This is a genomic window from Pseudomonas sp. A2, assembly GCF_023100865.1.
In the GTDB taxonomy this organism is placed as follows: domain Bacteria; phylum Pseudomonadota; class Gammaproteobacteria; order Pseudomonadales; family Pseudomonadaceae; genus Aquipseudomonas; species Aquipseudomonas asiatica.
This window is the reverse complement of sequence record NZ_CP039127.1, coordinates 186,071-204,899: the sequence shown is the minus strand read 5'-3', so window position 1 is coordinate 204,899 and position 18,829 is coordinate 186,071. Positions and strand designations below refer to the sequence as shown.

Here is an 18,829-nt window from a genome sequence, read left to right as displayed (position 1 = left end):
ATGACCGCTTCACAGCCCGGCGCTACAGCAGTCAAGCAGGCCATCCAGTTGATGCTGAGGCTGCGCGAGAGCGGGCATGCCCCTGCCCTGCAACAAGAGTGCAGGCAATGGCGCACTGCCCACCACGAACACGAGCAGGCTTGGCAACGAGTAATTCACCTGCATCAGGACCTCGACCTGCGTGCCATACCCGTTGCCGGGCTGGCTTTGCAAACCCTGGAGACCAGCCAGCGCCGCCTGCATCGTCGGCAGGCGCTGAAACTGCTTGGCGGCGTTGCCATGGTAGGGACGGCGGCATGGCTGGGAAAAGACCTCGATGCGGTCAACGCCTGGACATCAGACTACGCCACCGGCACGGGCGAACGACGCAGCTTTGCGCTTCCCGATGGCTCGCAGATGCAGCTCAACACCCGCAGTACCGTCGACCTGGCCTTCAATGACCAGCAGCGCCTGGTCCGCCTGAAGCAGGGGGAATTGATGATTGCCTGCAACCCGCAGCGTTCCTTGCTTGTAGAAACTCGTGACGCGTTACTGGAAGGGTTCGAAGGACGCTTTGTGGCGCGTCAGGACAGCGACTGCACGCAGGTCAGTGTCAGCCATGGCAGGGTGGCGATACACCGGCCTGACAATGGCCAGCTGCAATGGATCGAAAGCGGCCAGAACTGGTGCTTGGATGCGCAAGGTACACACTGGCTCGAGCAGGTGGACATGGATGCGATGGCCTGGACCGAGGGCCTGATCGTCACCCGGGACATGCGCCTGTTCGACTTCCTCTCTCAGGTCAGCCGTTATCGCCATGGTTACCTGGGCTGCAGCGACGATATTGCCGATTTGCGCCTGTCGGGTGTATTCCGCCTCGAAGACCCGGAGCAACTGCTGCAACTGCTGCCACGGACGCTGCCCGTGCGGCTTCGCCAACGTACACGCTGGTGGGTTCGCGTGGAGGGGTTGGCCTGATCTGACGGGGGCTGTTGCGTTCAGGGCTGCTATGCATGCAGCCCATCGCCGGCAAGCCAGCTCCCACAGGGATCGCACAAGGCCTGAGGGCTATGCGATCCCTGTGGGAGCTGGCTTGCCGGCGATGGGGCGCGTAGCGACCCCAACAACTTTTTTGACGGGTTTTGAATGCCGGTCCGGCTAGGACAGTAAGCGACACCTCCTGCCCTCACACTTCAACGGACCCCCTCATGCCTACCGCTCCCGCGCATATGCGCATGTTTACCGCGAATGATTTTCGATCTGTCTTGCACTCAGTATATTTACGCAAAGCAGTCCGGGCTGCCCTGTTTGGCACCTCCTTGGGCCTGACAGCCGTCACACCACTGTCCATAGCAGCAGAAACGGCCCAGGTAAGCCACCACTACGCGATCCCGGCCGGCCAGTTGGATGAGGTGCTCAACCAGTTCGCCCGCCAGGCTGGCATCACCCTGTCGAGCACACCCTAGCTCACCCAAGGCTTGCAGTCGAATGGCCTGCAGGGGCAGTACTCTACCGATCAGGCACTGCGCCAGTTGCTAAATGGCAGCGGCCTGGGAGCCGTTAACCAGAACGGCCGCAGCTACGTGCTGCAGGTACAACCCCAAGGCGCTGCATTGTCATTGCCAGACACCGATGTCCGTAGCTTCACACTTGGCAATGCATTGGGCAGCATGGAGGGTTACAACGCTACCCACAGTCACGTGGCGACCAAGACCAGCATGCCGCTGGTAGAGACATCACAATCGGTCTCGGTGGTTACCCGACAGCAGATGGACGACCAAGGCTCACAAACGGTTGCCCAAGCCATGCGCTACACACCTGGGGTACTGACCAACCCCTACGGGGCGACCCATCGTTATGACTATGTGGCCATGCGTGGCTTCAACGACGGCTCGGTAGACAACATCTACGTCGACGGGCTCAAGTCGATGGGAGACAACGGCACCTACAGCACCATGCAGGTGGACCCGTACTTCCTGGAGCGCATCGATATCCTCAAGGGACCGTCTTCGGTACTGTATGGCCGTAGCTCGCCAGGAGGCCTGGTGGCACTGACCACCAAGAAGCCGCTGTTCACCCCCTACCATCAAGTCCAGGCCACCCTCGGTACCCAAGGCCAGCGCGGCATGGGTTTCGATTTCAGCGGCCCCGTGGATGACGACAAGCGTATCGCTTATCGCCTGACAGGCCTGGCGGATGCTTCCGACACGCAGTTCGACCACAACAAGGAAGAACGCTACGCCATCGCGCCGGCCGTCAGCATCGACTTCAGCGAAGACACTTCGCTGACCATGCAGGCCTACCTGCAACATGACCCCAACGGCGGCTATCACGGCGGTAACCCCGCAGATGGCATGCTGCACAAGCGCAACGGCTTGCGCCTTTCGGACCATTTCTTCGAAGGCGAGCCGGGTATCGACAACTACGAGCGTACCCAACAGTCCTTCAGCTATCAGTTCGAGCATCGCTTCAACGATGTGTTCACGGCACGCCAGAACTTCCGCTATCAGGATTCCGACGTGTCGATGGACCAGGTGTATTCCGCTGGCTGGGCGGATGCCGACAGCAATATCCTCAACCGCGCCTATACCGGCGGCGACGAACGCCTGCATTCGTACATCATCGACAACATGCTGCAGGCGGAATTCTTCACCGGGGCCGCCAAACACACCTTGCTGCTGGGCACCGACTACCAGCGACGCAAGGCTGACGTGGCCTGGCGTTATGGCACAGTCGATCCGTTGGATGCAGGCAACCCGCAGTACGGCAACGGCAACCTTCAGGTGCTGGGCGAGAACCGCTACCAGCGGCGCTTGCAGCAAACGGGCGTTTACCTGCAGGACCTGGTGGAGCTGGACCAATGGCGCTTCTCGTTGGGGCTGCGCCAGGACTGGGTGAAAGTGTCCGAGGAGAATCGCGACAGCAACACAAAGGTCAGTGACCAGCGCTCCAGGTTCACTACCCGCGCAGGAGTGCTTTACCTGTTCGAGAACGGCATTGCTCCCTATTTCAGCTACTCGGAGTCGTTCAACCCCAATACCGTGTCCGACCAGGAAGGACGCCCTCTGGCACCGACCGAAGGCACTCAATGGGAGGCTGGCATCAAGTATCAGCCGCCGGGTAGCGACAATCTGTTCACCGCATCGGTGTTCCGCATCGAGCAAGAGAACCTGGCCTCGAAGCAGCCTGACGAGGACTTCTATCGCCCTGTAGGGCAAGTTCGCTCACAGGGGCTTGAACTGGAGGCCCATGTGCAACTGACCGACAGCTTGAAGCTGCTGGGCGGCTATACCTTTACCGATATCGAGTACGCAAAGTCGATGCCCAGCCTGGTGTCCGGCAACCTGGATAACAAGGGCAATTCGCCAACCCAGGCACCGAAACAGATGTTCTCGCTTTGGGCTGACTACAACTTCCACCAGGGGGCCCTGGATGGCCTGCGCTTGGGTGGTGGGGTGCGGTATGTGGGGTACAGCTGGGTGGATGCGGAAAACAGTATGAAGGTGCCCTCCTATACCCTGTTCGACGCCTCGATCGGCTATGACCTGGGCAAGGTCGGGCTGCGGGGGATGGATGTGCGCTTGAACGCCAACAACCTTACCAATGAAAGCTACATCACTTCGTGTGCCAGCTTGAACTACTGCTACATGGGTGAAGAGCGCAATGTCAGTGCCACGGTCAGCTATCAGTTCTGACCTGATTGCGACGCACACAAGCCCTGGTTTTTTTCGGCCCTGAAAGACAAAGCCCCTGTCTGCATCGCAGACAGGGGCTTTGGATTTGAATCTTGACGATGACCTACTCTCACATGGGGAAGCCCCACACTACCATCGGCGATGCATCGTTTCACTGCTGAGTTCGGGATGGGATCAGGTGGTTCCAATGCTCTATGGTCGTCAAGAAATTCTGTGTGCTGGCCCGTCCCTCGGACGTACCTGCGAATCTCTGTAGTTCCTACTTAAAGACAAAACCCCTACCTGCATGCGCAGATAGGGGTTTTGCGAAATGAATCTTGACGATGACCTACTCTCACATGGGGAAACCCCACACTACCATCGGCGATGCATCGTTTCACTGCTGAGTTCGGGATGGGATCAGGTGGTTCCAATGCTCTATGGTCGTCAAGAAATTCTGTTGCCAGAATGTCCAGATGGACAGCCCAGCGAATTCGGATATGCGATATTTGTGATGTTGCGAACTTTCGGTTGTTTCGTCTTCACCACCGCAATCTGCGCTAGCAAATTGCTTGGGTGTTATATGGTCAAGCCTCACGGGCAATTAGTATTGGTTAGCTCAACGCCTCACAGCGCTTACACACCCAACCTATCAACGTCGTAGTCTTCGACGGCCCTTCAGGGGATTCAAGATCCCAGTGAGATCTCATCTTGAGGCAAGTTTCCCGCTTAGATGCTTTCAGCGGTTATCTCTTCCGAACATAGCTACCCGGCAATGCCACTGGCGTGACAACCGGAACACCAGAGGTTCGTCCACTCCGGTCCTCTCGTACTAGGAGCAGCCCCTCTCAAATCTCAAACGTCCACGGCAGATAGGGACCGAACTGTCTCACGACGTTCTAAACCCAGCTCGCGTACCACTTTAAATGGCGAACAGCCATACCCTTGGGACCGGCTTCAGCCCCAGGATGTGATGAGCCGACATCGAGGTGCCAAACACCGCCGTCGATATGAACTCTTGGGCGGTATCAGCCTGTTATCCCCGGAGTACCTTTTATCCGTTGAGCGATGGCCCTTCCATACAGAACCACCGGATCACTAAGACCTACTTTCGTACCTGCTCGACGTGTTTGTCTCGCAGTCAAGCGCGCTTTTGCCTTTATACTCTACGACCGATTTCCGACCGGTCTGAGCGCACCTTCGTACTCCTCCGTTACTCTTTGGGAGGAGACCGCCCCAGTCAAACTACCCACCATACACTGTCCTCGATCCGGATAACGGACCTGAGTTAGAACCTCAAAGTTGCCAGGGTGGTATTTCAAGGATGGCTCCATGAGAACTGGCGTCCCCACTTCAAAGCCTCCCACCTATCCTACACAAGCAAATTCAAAGTCCAGTGCAAAGCTATAGTAAAGGTTCACGGGGTCTTTCCGTCTAGCCGCGGATACACTGCATCTTCACAGCGATTTCAATTTCACTGAGTCTCGGGTGGAGACAGCGCCGCCATCGTTACGCCATTCGTGCAGGTCGGAACTTACCCGACAAGGAATTTCGCTACCTTAGGACCGTTATAGTTACGGCCGCCGTTTACCGGGGCTTCGATCAAGAGCTTCGCTTGCGCTAACCCCATCAATTAACCTTCCGGCACCGGGCAGGCGTCACACCCTATACGTCCACTTTCGTGTTTGCAGAGTGCTGTGTTTTTAATAAACAGTCGCAGCGGCCTGGTATCTTCGACCGGCATGGGCTTACGGAGCAAGTCCTTCACCCTCGCCGGCGCACCTTCTCCCGAAGTTACGGTGCCATTTTGCCTAGTTCCTTCACCCGAGTTCTCTCAAGCGCCTTGGTATTCTCTACCTAACCACCTGTGTCGGTTTGGGGTACGGTTCCCAGTTATCTGAAGCTTAGGAGCTTTTCTTGGAAGCATGGTATCAACCACTTCGTCGCCTGAAGGCAACTCGTCATCAGCTCTCGGCCTTGAAATCCCGGATTTGCCTAAGATTTCAGCCTACCACCTTAAACCTGGACAACCAACGCCAGGCTGGCCTAACCTTCTCCGTCCCTCCATCGCAATAACTGGAAGTACAGGAATATTAACCTGTTTTCCATCGACTACGCTTTTCAGCCTCGCCTTAGGGACCGACTAACCCTGCGTCGATTAACGTTGCGCAGGAAACCTTGGTCTTTCGGCGTGCGAGTTTTTCACTCGCATTGTCGTTACTCATGTCAGCATTCGCACTTCTGATACCTCCAGCAAGCTTCTCAACTCACCTTCACAGGCTTACAGAACGCTCCTCTACCGCGTCATCAAAGATGACACCCGTAGCTTCGGTGCATGGTTTGAGCCCCGTTACATCTTCCGCGCAGGCCGACTCGACTAGTGAGCTATTACGCTTTCTTTAAAGGGTGGCTGCTTCTAAGCCAACCTCCTAGCTGTCTAAGCCTTCCCACATCGTTTCCCACTTAACCATGACTTTGGGACCTTAGCTGACGGTCTGGGTTGTTTCCCTTTTCACGACGGACGTTAGCACCCGCCGTGTGTCTCCCATGCTCGGCACTTCCAGGTATTCGGAGTTTGCATCGGTTTGGTAAGTCGGGATGACCCCCTAGCCGAAACAGTGCTCTACCCCCTGGAGTGATACATGAGGCGCTACCTAAATAGCTTTCGAGGAGAACCAGCTATCTCCGAGCTTGATTAGCCTTTCACTCCGATCCACAGGTCATCCGCTAACTTTTCAACGGTAGTCGGTTCGGTCCTCCAGTCAGTGTTACCTAACCTTCAACCTGCCCATGGATAGATCGCCCGGTTTCGGGTCTATACCCAGCGACTAAACGCCCTATTAAGACTCGCTTTCGCTACGCCTCCCCTATTCGGTTAAGCTCGCCACTGAATATAAGTCGCTGACCCATTATACAAAAGGTACGCAGTCACCTAACAAAGTAGGCTCCCACTGCTTGTACGCATACGGTTTCAGGTTCTATTTCACTCCCCTCTCCGGGGTTCTTTTCGCCTTTCCCTCACGGTACTGGTTCACTATCGGTCAGTCAGTAGTATTTAGCCTTGGAGGATGGTCCCCCCATATTCAGACAAAGTTTCTCGTGCTCCGTCCTACTCGATTTCATTGACAAGAGATTTTCGTGTACGGGGCTATCACCCACTATGGCCGCACTTTCCAGAGCGTTCCACTAATCTCAAATCAACTTAAGGGCTGGTCCCCGTTCGCTCGCCACTACTAAGGGAATCTCGGTTGATTTCTTTTCCTCAGGGTACTTAGATGTTTCAGTTCCCCTGGTTCGCCTCTTGCACCTATGTATTCAGTACAAGATACTCAGCTTGTGCTGAGTGGGTTCCCCCATTCAGAGATCTCTGGATCACAGTCTGTTTGCCGACTCCCCAAAGCTTATCGCAGGCTACCACGTCTTTCATCGCCTCTGACTGCCAAGGCATCCACCGTATGCGCTTCTTCACTTGACCATATAACCCCAAGCAATCTGGTTATACTGTGAAGACGACATTCGCCGAAAATTCGCATGTTGCTCTTTCGAGCAGAACTCACAAATTTTACCTTAGCCTGATTAACCAGCAGTGAAACTGGCTATCAGTCTATATCTATCACATATCCGAATTTTTAAAGAACGATCTGACAAAAGTCAGAAATCAACATTCGATGCGAATGCTCATTTCTGAGTTTGATCAAGTAAAACAAGTGGTGGAGCCAAGCGGGATCGAACCGCTGACCTCCTGCGTGCAAGGCAGGCGCTCTCCCAGCTGAGCTATGGCCCCGCATATTGGTAGGTCTGGGCAGATTTGAACTGCCGACCTCACCCTTATCAGGGGTGCGCTCTAACCAACTGAGCTACAGACCTAAGGGTAAAACTTTGGGTCTTGATCGTCTTCAACCATGAATCAAGCAATTCGTGTGGGAGCTCATCAGCAGGCTGATGTCGTCGATTAAGGAGGTGATCCAGCCGCAGGTTCCCCTACGGCTACCTTGTTACGACTTCACCCCAGTCATGAATCACACCGTGGTAACCGTCCTCCCGAAGGTTAGACTAGCTACTTCTGGTGCAACCCACTCCCATGGTGTGACGGGCGGTGTGTACAAGGCCCGGGAACGTATTCACCGCGACATTCTGATTCGCGATTACTAGCGATTCCGACTTCACGCAGTCGAGTTGCAGACTGCGATCCGGACTACGATCGGTTTTGTGAGATTAGCTCCACCTCGCGGCTTGGCAACCCTCTGTACCGACCATTGTAGCACGTGTGTAGCCCAGGCCGTAAGGGCCATGATGACTTGACGTCATCCCCACCTTCCTCCGGTTTGTCACCGGCAGTCTCCTTAGAGTGCCCACCATAACGTGCTGGTAACTAAGGACAAGGGTTGCGCTCGTTACGGGACTTAACCCAACATCTCACGACACGAGCTGACGACAGCCATGCAGCACCTGTGTCAGAGTTCCCGAAGGCACCAATCCATCTCTGGAAAGTTCTCTGCATGTCAAGGCCTGGTAAGGTTCTTCGCGTTGCTTCGAATTAAACCACATGCTCCACCGCTTGTGCGGGCCCCCGTCAATTCATTTGAGTTTTAACCTTGCGGCCGTACTCCCCAGGCGGTCAACTTAATGCGTTAGCTGCGCCACTAAAATCTCAAGGATTCCAACGGCTAGTTGACATCGTTTACGGCGTGGACTACCAGGGTATCTAATCCTGTTTGCTCCCCACGCTTTCGCACCTCAGTGTCAGTATCAGTCCAGGTGGTCGCCTTCGCCACTGGTGTTCCTTCCTATATCTACGCATTTCACCGCTACACAGGAAATTCCACCACCCTCTACCGTACTCTAGCTCGCCAGTTTTGGATGCAGTTCCCAGGTTGAGCCCGGGGCTTTCACATCCAACTTAACGAACCACCTACGCGCGCTTTACGCCCAGTAATTCCGATTAACGCTTGCACCCTCTGTATTACCGCGGCTGCTGGCACAGAGTTAGCCGGTGCTTATTCTGTCGGTAACGTCAAAACAGCAAGGTATTAGCTTACTGCCCTTCCTCCCAACTTAAAGTGCTTTACAATCCGAAGACCTTCTTCACACACGCGGCATGGCTGGATCAGGCTTTCGCCCATTGTCCAATATTCCCCACTGCTGCCTCCCGTAGGAGTCTGGACCGTGTCTCAGTTCCAGTGTGACTGATCATCCTCTCAGACCAGTTACGGATCGTCGCCTTGGTGAGCCATTACCTCACCAACTAGCTAATCCGACCTAGGCTCATCTGATAGCGCAAGGCCCGAAGGTCCCCTGCTTTCTCCCGTAGGACGTATGCGGTATTAGCGTTCCTTTCGAAACGTTGTCCCCCACTACCAGGCAGATTCCTAGGCATTACTCACCCGTCCGCCGCTGAATCAAGGAGCAAGCTCCCGTCATCCGCTCGACTTGCATGTGTTAGGCCTGCCGCCAGCGTTCAATCTGAGCCATGATCAAACTCTTCAGTTCAATACTGCTTGGGTTTTTAAGAAACCCTAAACTTGGCTCAGCAATCTCAAATGACTATGTGATTTCTCGCATGGCCACTTGTGATGCTGATAATCTTTGTGACTATCAGTCCGTACTCACAAGCACCCACACGAATTGCTTGATTCGATTTGTTAAAGAGCGTTTGGTTAAGAGCGTTTCGTCTCAACCGAGGCGCGCATTCTACGCTTTCCTCATTTGCTGTCAAGCGTTTATTTTGAAGTTTTTTGCGAGAAACTCGTTTAACTTCAGACACTTAACTCGCTTCGATCTCTCGTCGCGGGAGGTGAATAATACAGCACTCAGAAACGCTGTCAACCACCTTTTTACCACCACCGGCTGGCCTTCAGCCTACCAGGAGAAGCGATAGCTTCTACTTAAAGACAAAACCCCTACCTGCATGCGCAGATAGGGGTTTTGCGAAATGAATCTTGACGATGACCTACTCTCACATGGGGAAACCCCACACTACCATCGGCGATGCATCGTTTCACTGCTGAGTTCGGGATGGGATCAGGTGGTTCCAATGCTCTATGGTCGTCAAGAAATTCTGTTGCCAGAATGTCCAGATGGACAGCCCAGCGAATTCGGATATGCGATATTTGTGATGTTGCGAACTTTCGGTTGTTTCGTCTTCACCACCGCAATCTGCGCTAGCAAATTGCTTGGGTGTTATATGGTCAAGCCTCACGGGCAATTAGTATTGGTTAGCTCAACGCCTCACAGCGCTTACACACCCAACCTATCAACGTCGTAGTCTTCGACGGCCCTTTAGGGGATTCAAGATCCCAGTGAGATCTCATCTTGAGGCAAGTTTCCCGCTTAGATGCTTTCAGCGGTTATCTCTTCCGAACATAGCTACCCGGCAATGCCACTGGCGTGACAACCGGAACACCAGAGGTTCGTCCACTCCGGTCCTCTCGTACTAGGAGCAGCCCCTCTCAAATCTCAAACGTCCACGGCAGATAGGGACCGAACTGTCTCACGACGTTCTAAACCCAGCTCGCGTACCACTTTAAATGGCGAACAGCCATACCCTTGGGACCGGCTTCAGCCCCAGGATGTGATGAGCCGACATCGAGGTGCCAAACACCGCCGTCGATATGAACTCTTGGGCGGTATCAGCCTGTTATCCCCGGAGTACCTTTTATCCGTTGAGCGATGGCCCTTCCATACAGAACCACCGGATCACTAAGACCTACTTTCGTACCTGCTCGACGTGTTTGTCTCGCAGTCAAGCGCGCTTTTGCCTTTATACTCTACGACCGATTTCCGACCGGTCTGAGCGCACCTTCGTACTCCTCCGTTACTCTTTGGGAGGAGACCGCCCCAGTCAAACTACCCACCATACACTGTCCTCGATCCGGATAACGGACCTGAGTTAGAACCTCAAAGTTGCCAGGGTGGTATTTCAAGGATGGCTCCATGAGAACTGGCGTCCCCACTTCAAAGCCTCCCACCTATCCTACACAAGCAAATTCAAAGTCCAGTGCAAAGCTATAGTAAAGGTTCACGGGGTCTTTCCGTCTAGCCGCGGATACACTGCATCTTCACAGCGATTTCAATTTCACTGAGTCTCGGGTGGAGACAGCGCCGCCATCGTTACGCCATTCGTGCAGGTCGGAACTTACCCGACAAGGAATTTCGCTACCTTAGGACCGTTATAGTTACGGCCGCCGTTTACCGGGGCTTCGATCAAGAGCTTCGCTTGCGCTAACCCCATCAATTAACCTTCCGGCACCGGGCAGGCGTCACACCCTATACGTCCACTTTCGTGTTTGCAGAGTGCTGTGTTTTTAATAAACAGTCGCAGCGGCCTGGTATCTTCGACCGGCATGGGCTTACGGAGCAAGTCCTTCACCCTCGCCGGCGCACCTTCTCCCGAAGTTACGGTGCCATTTTGCCTAGTTCCTTCACCCGAGTTCTCTCAAGCGCCTTGGTATTCTCTACCTAACCACCTGTGTCGGTTTGGGGTACGGTTCCCAGTTATCTGAAGCTTAGGAGCTTTTCTTGGAAGCATGGTATCAACCACTTCGTCGCCTGAAGGCAACTCGTCATCAGCTCTCGGCCTTGAAATCCCGGATTTGCCTAAGATTTCAGCCTACCACCTTAAACCTGGACAACCAACGCCAGGCTGGCCTAACCTTCTCCGTCCCTCCATCGCAATAACTGGAAGTACAGGAATATTAACCTGTTTTCCATCGACTACGCTTTTCAGCCTCGCCTTAGGGACCGACTAACCCTGCGTCGATTAACGTTGCGCAGGAAACCTTGGTCTTTCGGCGTGCGAGTTTTTCACTCGCATTGTCGTTACTCATGTCAGCATTCGCACTTCTGATACCTCCAGCAAGCTTCTCAACTCACCTTCACAGGCTTACAGAACGCTCCTCTACCGCGTCATCAAAGATGACACCCGTAGCTTCGGTGCATGGTTTGAGCCCCGTTACATCTTCCGCGCAGGCCGACTCGACTAGTGAGCTATTACGCTTTCTTTAAAGGGTGGCTGCTTCTAAGCCAACCTCCTAGCTGTCTAAGCCTTCCCACATCGTTTCCCACTTAACCATGACTTTGGGACCTTAGCTGACGGTCTGGGTTGTTTCCCTTTTCACGACGGACGTTAGCACCCGCCGTGTGTCTCCCATGCTCGGCACTTCCAGGTATTCGGAGTTTGCATCGGTTTGGTAAGTCGGGATGACCCCCTAGCCGAAACAGTGCTCTACCCCCTGGAGTGATACATGAGGCGCTACCTAAATAGCTTTCGAGGAGAACCAGCTATCTCCGAGCTTGATTAGCCTTTCACTCCGATCCACAGGTCATCCGCTAACTTTTCAACGGTAGTCGGTTCGGTCCTCCAGTCAGTGTTACCTAACCTTCAACCTGCCCATGGATAGATCGCCCGGTTTCGGGTCTATACCCAGCGACTAAACGCCCTATTAAGACTCGCTTTCGCTACGCCTCCCCTATTCGGTTAAGCTCGCCACTGAATATAAGTCGCTGACCCATTATACAAAAGGTACGCAGTCACCTAACAAAGTAGGCTCCCACTGCTTGTACGCATACGGTTTCAGGTTCTATTTCACTCCCCTCTCCGGGGTTCTTTTCGCCTTTCCCTCACGGTACTGGTTCACTATCGGTCAGTCAGTAGTATTTAGCCTTGGAGGATGGTCCCCCCATATTCAGACAAAGTTTCTCGTGCTCCGTCCTACTCGATTTCATTGACAAGAGATTTTCGTGTACGGGGCTATCACCCACTATGGCCGCACTTTCCAGAGCGTTCCACTAATCTCAAATCAACTTAAGGGCTGGTCCCCGTTCGCTCGCCACTACTAAGGGAATCTCGGTTGATTTCTTTTCCTCAGGGTACTTAGATGTTTCAGTTCCCCTGGTTCGCCTCTTGCACCTATGTATTCAGTACAAGATACTCAGCTTGTGCTGAGTGGGTTCCCCCATTCAGAGATCTCTGGATCACAGTCTGTTTGCCGACTCCCCAAAGCTTATCGCAGGCTACCACGTCTTTCATCGCCTCTGACTGCCAAGGCATCCACCGTATGCGCTTCTTCACTTGACCATATAACCCCAAGCAATCTGGTTATACTGTGAAGACGACATTCGCCGAAAATTCGCATGTTGCTCTTTCGAGCAGAACTCACAAATTTTACCTTAGCCTGATTAACCAGCAGTGAAACTGGTCATCAGTCTATATCTATCACATATCTGAATTTTTAAAGAACGATCTGACAAAAGTCAGAAATCAACATTCGAACTGAATGTTCATTTCTAAGTTCTGACAAGCTACTGCCTACGGCGAAAGTGGTGGAGCCAAGCGGGATCGAACCGCTGACCTCCTGCGTGCAAGGCAGGCGCTCTCCCAGCTGAGCTATGGCCCCGTATTCTACGGCTGAACCATGTAATGGTAGGTCTGGGCAGATTTGAACTGCCGACCTCACCCTTATCAGGGGTGCGCTCTAACCAACTGAGCTACAGACCTATAACAGGGTCGCGTTACAGCATCGTCTTTTACAATGAATCAAGCAATTCGTGTGGGAGCTCATCAGCAGGCTGATGTCGTCGATTAAGGAGGTGATCCAGCCGCAGGTTCCCCTACGGCTACCTTGTTACGACTTCACCCCAGTCATGAATCACACCGTGGTAACCGTCCTCCCGAAGGTTAGACTAGCTACTTCTGGTGCAACCCACTCCCATGGTGTGACGGGCGGTGTGTACAAGGCCCGGGAACGTATTCACCGCGACATTCTGATTCGCGATTACTAGCGATTCCGACTTCACGCAGTCGAGTTGCAGACTGCGATCCGGACTACGATCGGTTTTGTGAGATTAGCTCCACCTCGCGGCTTGGCAACCCTCTGTACCGACCATTGTAGCACGTGTGTAGCCCAGGCCGTAAGGGCCATGATGACTTGACGTCATCCCCACCTTCCTCCGGTTTGTCACCGGCAGTCTCCTTAGAGTGCCCACCATAACGTGCTGGTAACTAAGGACAAGGGTTGCGCTCGTTACGGGACTTAACCCAACATCTCACGACACGAGCTGACGACAGCCATGCAGCACCTGTGTCAGAGCTCCCGAAGGCACCAATCCATCTCTGGAAAGTTCTCTGCATGTCAAGGCCTGGTAAGGTTCTTCGCGTTGCTTCGAATTAAACCACATGCTCCACCGCTTGTGCGGGCCCCCGTCAATTCATTTGAGTTTTAACCTTGCGGCCGTACTCCCCAGGCGGTCAACTTAATGCGTTAGCTGCGCCACTAAAATCTCAAGGATTCCAACGGCTAGTTGACATCGTTTACGGCGTGGACTACCAGGGTATCTAATCCTGTTTGCTCCCCACGCTTTCGCACCTCAGTGTCAGTATCAGTCCAGGTGGTCGCCTTCGCCACTGGTGTTCCTTCCTATATCTACGCATTTCACCGCTACACAGGAAATTCCACCACCCTCTACCGTACTCTAGCTCGCCAGTTTTGGATGCAGTTCCCAGGTTGAGCCCGGGGCTTTCACATCCAACTTAACGAACCACCTACGCGCGCTTTACGCCCAGTAATTCCGATTAACGCTTGCACCCTCTGTATTACCGCGGCTGCTGGCACAGAGTTAGCCGGTGCTTATTCTGTCGGTAACGTCAAAACAGCAAGGTATTAGCTTACTGCCCTTCCTCCCAACTTAAAGTGCTTTACAATCCGAAGACCTTCTTCACACACGCGGCATGGCTGGATCAGGCTTTCGCCCATTGTCCAATATTCCCCACTGCTGCCTCCCGTAGGAGTCTGGACCGTGTCTCAGTTCCAGTGTGACTGATCATCCTCTCAGACCAGTTACGGATCGTCGCCTTGGTGAGCCATTACCTCACCAACTAGCTAATCCGACCTAGGCTCATCTGATAGCGCAAGGCCCGAAGGTCCCCTGCTTTCTCCCGTAGGACGTATGCGGTATTAGCGTTCCTTTCGAAACGTTGTCCCCCACTACCAGGCAGATTCCTAGGCATTACTCACCCGTCCGCCGCTGAATCAAGGAGCAAGCTCCCGTCATCCGCTCGACTTGCATGTGTTAGGCCTGCCGCCAGCGTTCAATCTGAGCCATGATCAAACTCTTCAGTTCAATACTGCTTGGGTTTTTAAGAAACCCTAAACTTGGCTCAGCAATCTCAAATGACTATGTGATTTCTCGCATGGCCACTTGTGATGCTGATAATCTTTTTGACTATCAGTCCGTACTCACAAGCACCCACACGAATTGCTTGATTCGATTTGTTAAAGAGCGTTTGGTTAAGAGCGTTTCGTCTCAACCGAGGCGCGCATTCTACGCTTTCCTCATTTACTGTCAAGCGTTTATTTTGAAGTTTTTTGCGAGAAACTCGTTTAGCTTCAAACACTTGACTCGCTGCGATCTCTCGTAGCGGGAGGCGAATCATACAGCGTTTAGAAGCGCTGTCAACCACCATCTCAACCGCTGCCGATCATTCGATCGAAGCGCTCCTGACACTACCTGAATCGCCTAACTAATTGATTTACAAGAAGTTTTACGCTTCGACTACGTCAGAAGTGGGGCGCATTATAAGGGGATTCGAAACCGCGTCAACCCTTAATTTCAAGAAACCTTGATATCGCTGAAAAGCAAAGCGGGGAGGCCTGACGGCCACCCCGCTTTTCACCAAGGCCAAACGTCCTTAAAGCACACCGGCACTGCGCAGCCGCTGCACCTCACCGGCATCCAGCCCCAATACATCCTCCAGCACCACCTCGGTATGCTCACCCAGCAGCGGCGGCGCCCGACGGTACTCCACCGGCGTATCCGACAGCCGTATCGGGCTCGCCACCTGCGGCACACTCCCCGCCAACGGATGCGGAATGCTTACCGCCAATCCGCGCGCCAGCACCTGCGGGTCCTGGAACATCTGCGCCAGGTCATTGATAGGCCCGCACGGCACACCTGCAGCCTCCAGTTGGCTCACCCATTCCGCCGTGGTCTTGAACACCGTGGCCTGGCGAATCAGAGGAATCAGCTCGGCCCGGTTGGCAACCCGCAGCTTGTTGGTAACGAAACGCGGGTCGTCCGCCCACTGCGGCTGCCCGGCCACCTCGGCGAACTTGCGGAACTGGCTATCGTTGCCCACGGTAAGGATGAAGTCGCCATCCGCCGTCGGAAAATCCTGATAAGGCACGATATTGGGGTGCGCATTACCCAGGCGACGAGGCGGGTTGCCCGTGGTCAGGTAGTTCATCGCCTGGTTCGCCAGGCAGGCCACCTGCACATCGAGCAACGCCATGTCGACATGCTGACCCACCCCGGTCTGCTCGCGATGGGCGAGGGCAGCGAGGATCGCCACCGTGGAATACAACCCGGTAAGGATGTCGGTCAGCGCCACCCCTACCTTGACCGGCCCCGCACCTTCCTCACCTTCCGGGCGGCCGGTCAGGCTCATCAGCCCGCCCAACCCCTGGATCATGAAGTCATAACCCGCGCGCCTTGCATAAGGCCCGGTCTGCCCGAACCCGGTGATGGAACAATAGATAAGCTGCGGGTTGATCGCCTTCAGGCTCTGGTAGTCCAGACCGTAGGCAGCCAACCCACCAACCTTGAAGTTCTCGATGACGATATCGGACTTCGCCGCCAACTCACGCACCAGGCGCTGCCCCTCGGCCTGTGTGAAGTCGATGGTAACCGAGCGCTTGTTGCGGTTGGCCGACAGGTAATAGGCCGCCTCACTGGTGTTCTCACCCTCGGCATCCTTGAGGAAGGGCGGCCCCCATGAGCGGGTATCGTCACCACTGCCAGGGCGCTCGACTTTGATCACATCGGCACCAAGGTCAGCGAGAATCTGGCCAGACCATGGGCCGGCCAACACGCGAGAAAGGTCCAGCACCCGCAGATGTGATAGCGCGCCCATGGGCTGGCTCCTTATCAATAGAAGGCCTGGATGCCGGTCTGCGCACGCCCCAGGATCAGTGCATGCACATCGTGAGTACCTTCATAGGTGTTGACCACCTCCAGGTTGACCAGGTGACGAGCCACGCCGAACTCATCGGAAATGCCATTGCCACCCAGCATGTCACGCGCCATGCGAGCAATATCCAGCGCCTTGCCACAGGAGTTGCGCTTCATGATCGACGTGATCTCCACTGCAGCTGTGCCTTCGTCCTTCATCCGCCCCAGACGCAGGCAGCCCTGCAGTGCCAGGGTGATTTCCGTCTGCATGTCGGCCAGCTTCTTCTGGATCAACTGGTTGGCAGCCAACGGGCGACCGAATTGCTGACGGTCCAGGGTGTACTGACGCGCGGTGTGCCAGCAGGCTTCCGCAGCGCCCAGCGCACCCCACGAGATGCCATAGCGGGCGGAGTTCAGGCAGGTGAACGGGCCTTTGAGGCCGCGTACATCCGGGAAGATGTTTTCCTCCGGCACGAATACGTTATCCATGACGATTTCGCCAGTGATGGAGGCGCGCAGGCCGACCTTGCCGTGAATCGCCGGCGCGCTGAGACCTTGCCAACCCTTTTCCAGAACAAAGCCGCGGATATCACCCGCATCGTCCTTGGCCCAGACCACGAATACGTCGGCGATCGGGCTGTTGGTGATCCACATCTTGCTGCCAGTCAGGCGGTAGCCGCCGTCGACCTTCCGGGCACGAGTAATCATCGAACCCGGGTCGGAGCCGTGGTTGGGCTCGGTCAGGCCGAAGCAACCGATCCACTCGCCGCTGGCCAGTTTGGGTAGGTACTTCTGCTTTTGTGCCTCGGTACCGAACTCGTTGATTGGCACCATCACCAGCGACGACTGCACACTCATCATCGAACGATAACCCGAGTCGATGCGCTCTACCTCGCGAGCAATCAGGCCATAGCACACGTAGTTCAGGCCACTGCCACCGTACTGCTCGGGAATCGTGGCGCCCAGCAACCCGACCTCACCCATTTCACGGAAGATCGCCGGGTCGGTCTGTTCATGACGGAAGGCCTCGAGCACACGCGGGGCCAGCTTGTCCTGGGCGAACTGATAAGCGCTGTCACGCACCATGCGCTCTTCTTCAGTGAGCTGCTGATCGAGCAGCAGCGGGTCGATCCAGTTGAAGCTTGCTTTACCGGCCATGAGCGAAATCCTCGAAATAGGGGGCAGTTTCTTGTGCCTTTGAGCCTAGGCCTGATCGGCCGCCGGGACAAACGAGGATTGCGCACCAATTAGTGATAATTTGTCACTTCGTAAATCGGCAAAACGCCATATTGACAGCCTTACGAGTGAGGTTGACGTACATGCGCCGCAAGATCCCCAGTACCGCCGCTCTGGTTTGCTTCGAGGCGGCGGCGCGCCACGAGAGCTTTACCAAGGCCGCCCAGGAACTCGCCCTGACCCAGGGTGCCGTCTGTCGACAGATAGGCGGCCTGGAAGCCTTCCTCAATGTGGAACTGTTCCGCCGCTCGCGCCGCGGCGTGAAGCTGACCGAAGCCGGCCTTTCCTACAGCCGCCAGGTGGCCGCCCAACTGGACGCGGTAGAGCGCGACACCTTGTCGGTAATGCGCCAGCAGGGCGCAAACGTGATCGAGCTGGCCGTGGTACCCACCTTTGGTACCCAATGGCTGCTACCACGGCTAAAGGACTTCCAGCAGCGCCACCCTGAGGTCACGGTCAACCTCACCAACCGCACCCGGCCATTCCTGTTTGCCGACACCACCTTCGATGCCGCTATCTACTTCGGCGATGCCGACTGGTCCGGCACCCAGTCGCACCGGCTGATGGGGGAAAACCCGGTACCGGTGTGCAGCCCGGCGCTGCTGGGCGGGCAGGGCATACTCGACGCTCAGCGTATTGCCCAACTGCCCCTGCTGCAGCAGAGCACGCGCCCCTATGCCTGGCGGCAATGGTTCGGCAGCGTCGGCATGAATGTGGAACGCGACATGACAGGCCCGCGCTATGAACTATTCTCGATGCTCGCCCAGGCGGCCATGCATGAGATGGGCATCGCCCTGATTCCACCGTTCCTGATCCAGCGCGAGTTGGAGGAGGGTAGGTTGGTGGTCGCTAACAGGCATGCCCTGAGTAGTGACAAGGCCTACTATCTGATGATTCCGGAGCGCAAAGTGGAGTCGGCTTCGCTACGCGCCTTCCGTGACTGGCTGGTAAGCCAGGCCCAGGCGTACACGGCCAAGACGTGAGCAGGCACGATA

General features: G+C 55.1%; 4 protein-coding genes, 4 tRNA genes, 7 rRNA genes and 1 pseudogene. 3 read left to right on the top strand and 13 right to left on the bottom strand.

Annotated features, from left to right (window positions below; translation table 11 throughout):
• Both E5221_RS00975 and E5221_RS00970 read left to right on the top strand, forming a co-directional pair.
• Positions 1-957 (top strand): FecR family protein, encoded by a 957-nt coding sequence (locus E5221_RS00975; RefSeq protein WP_061552268.1) that lies wholly within the window; start codon positions 1-3, stop codon positions 955-957.
• A gap of 257 nt (positions 958-1,214) precedes the next feature.
• A pseudogene (locus E5221_RS00970) lies at positions 1,215-3,674 on the top strand (TonB-dependent siderophore receptor).
• 90 nt (positions 3,675-3,764) lie between these two features.
• Here the strand turns inward: E5221_RS00970 and rrf (E5221_RS00965) are convergent.
• From rrf (E5221_RS00965) to E5221_RS00905, 13 genes are all read right to left on the bottom strand, one after another.
• Positions 3,765-3,880: ribosomal RNA gene (gene rrf, locus E5221_RS00965) — 5S ribosomal RNA — on the bottom strand.
• 109 nt (positions 3,881-3,989) lie between these two features.
• Positions 3,990-4,105: ribosomal RNA gene (rrf, locus tag E5221_RS00960) — 5S ribosomal RNA — on the bottom strand.
• A 131-nt stretch (positions 4,106-4,236) separates the two neighbouring features.
• Positions 4,237-7,128 (bottom strand): 23S ribosomal RNA (locus tag E5221_RS00955).
• A 233-nt stretch (positions 7,129-7,361) separates the two neighbouring features.
• A tRNA-Ala gene (locus tag E5221_RS00950) sits at positions 7,362-7,437 on the bottom strand.
• A gap of 6 nt (positions 7,438-7,443) precedes the next feature.
• A tRNA-Ile gene (locus E5221_RS00945) sits at positions 7,444-7,520 on the bottom strand.
• 86 nt (positions 7,521-7,606) lie between these two features.
• Positions 7,607-9,143 (bottom strand): 16S ribosomal RNA (locus tag E5221_RS00940).
• Between the two features lie 447 nt (positions 9,144-9,590).
• Positions 9,591-9,706 (bottom strand): 5S ribosomal RNA (gene rrf, locus E5221_RS00935).
• 131 nt (positions 9,707-9,837) lie between these two features.
• A 23S ribosomal RNA gene (locus E5221_RS00930) occupies positions 9,838-12,729 on the bottom strand.
• A 243-nt stretch (positions 12,730-12,972) separates the two neighbouring features.
• Positions 12,973-13,048: transfer RNA gene (locus E5221_RS00925), tRNA-Ala, on the bottom strand.
• Between the two features lie 24 nt (positions 13,049-13,072).
• Positions 13,073-13,149 (bottom strand) — tRNA-Ile (locus E5221_RS00920).
• A gap of 85 nt (positions 13,150-13,234) precedes the next feature.
• A 16S ribosomal RNA gene (locus E5221_RS00915) occupies positions 13,235-14,771 on the bottom strand.
• The 16S, 23S and 5S rRNA genes sit together here with 4 tRNA genes alongside, the layout of an rRNA operon.
• A gap of 568 nt (positions 14,772-15,339) precedes the next feature.
• The gene (locus tag E5221_RS00910) at positions 15,340-16,560 is read right to left on the bottom strand and encodes a CaiB/BaiF CoA-transferase family protein (RefSeq protein ID WP_039612431.1); all 1,221 of its coding nucleotides are present in this window, start codon (positions 16,558-16,560) and stop codon (positions 15,340-15,342) included.
• A 14-nt stretch (positions 16,561-16,574) separates the two neighbouring features.
• Complete coding sequence (locus E5221_RS00905; RefSeq protein ID WP_003252907.1) at positions 16,575-17,756, bottom strand: acyl-CoA dehydrogenase; 1,182 nt, start codon at positions 17,754-17,756, stop codon at positions 16,575-16,577.
• Between the two features lie 161 nt (positions 17,757-17,917).
• Between E5221_RS00905 and E5221_RS00900 the strand changes: the two genes are divergently transcribed.
• Positions 17,918-18,817 (top strand): LysR family transcriptional regulator, encoded by a 900-nt coding sequence (locus E5221_RS00900; RefSeq protein ID WP_061550156.1) that lies wholly within the window; start codon positions 17,918-17,920, stop codon positions 18,815-18,817.
• The last annotated feature ends 12 nt before the right edge of the window (positions 18,818-18,829 follow it).

Bases quoted from the DNA above. Each gene is read 5' to 3' on its own strand.
- E5221_RS00975 (WP_061552268.1), top strand. From the start codon at position 1: ATGACCGCTTCACAGCCCGGCGCTACAGCAGTCAAGCAGGCCATCCAG.
- E5221_RS00910 (WP_039612431.1), bottom strand. From the start codon at position 16,560: ATGGGCGCGCTATCACATCTGCGGGTGCTGGACCTTTCTCGCGTGTTG.
- E5221_RS00905 (WP_003252907.1), bottom strand. From the start codon at position 17,756: ATGGCCGGTAAAGCAAGCTTCAACTGGATCGACCCGCTGCTGCTCGAT.
- E5221_RS00900 (WP_061550156.1), top strand. From the start codon at position 17,918: ATGCGCCGCAAGATCCCCAGTACCGCCGCTCTGGTTTGCTTCGAGGCG.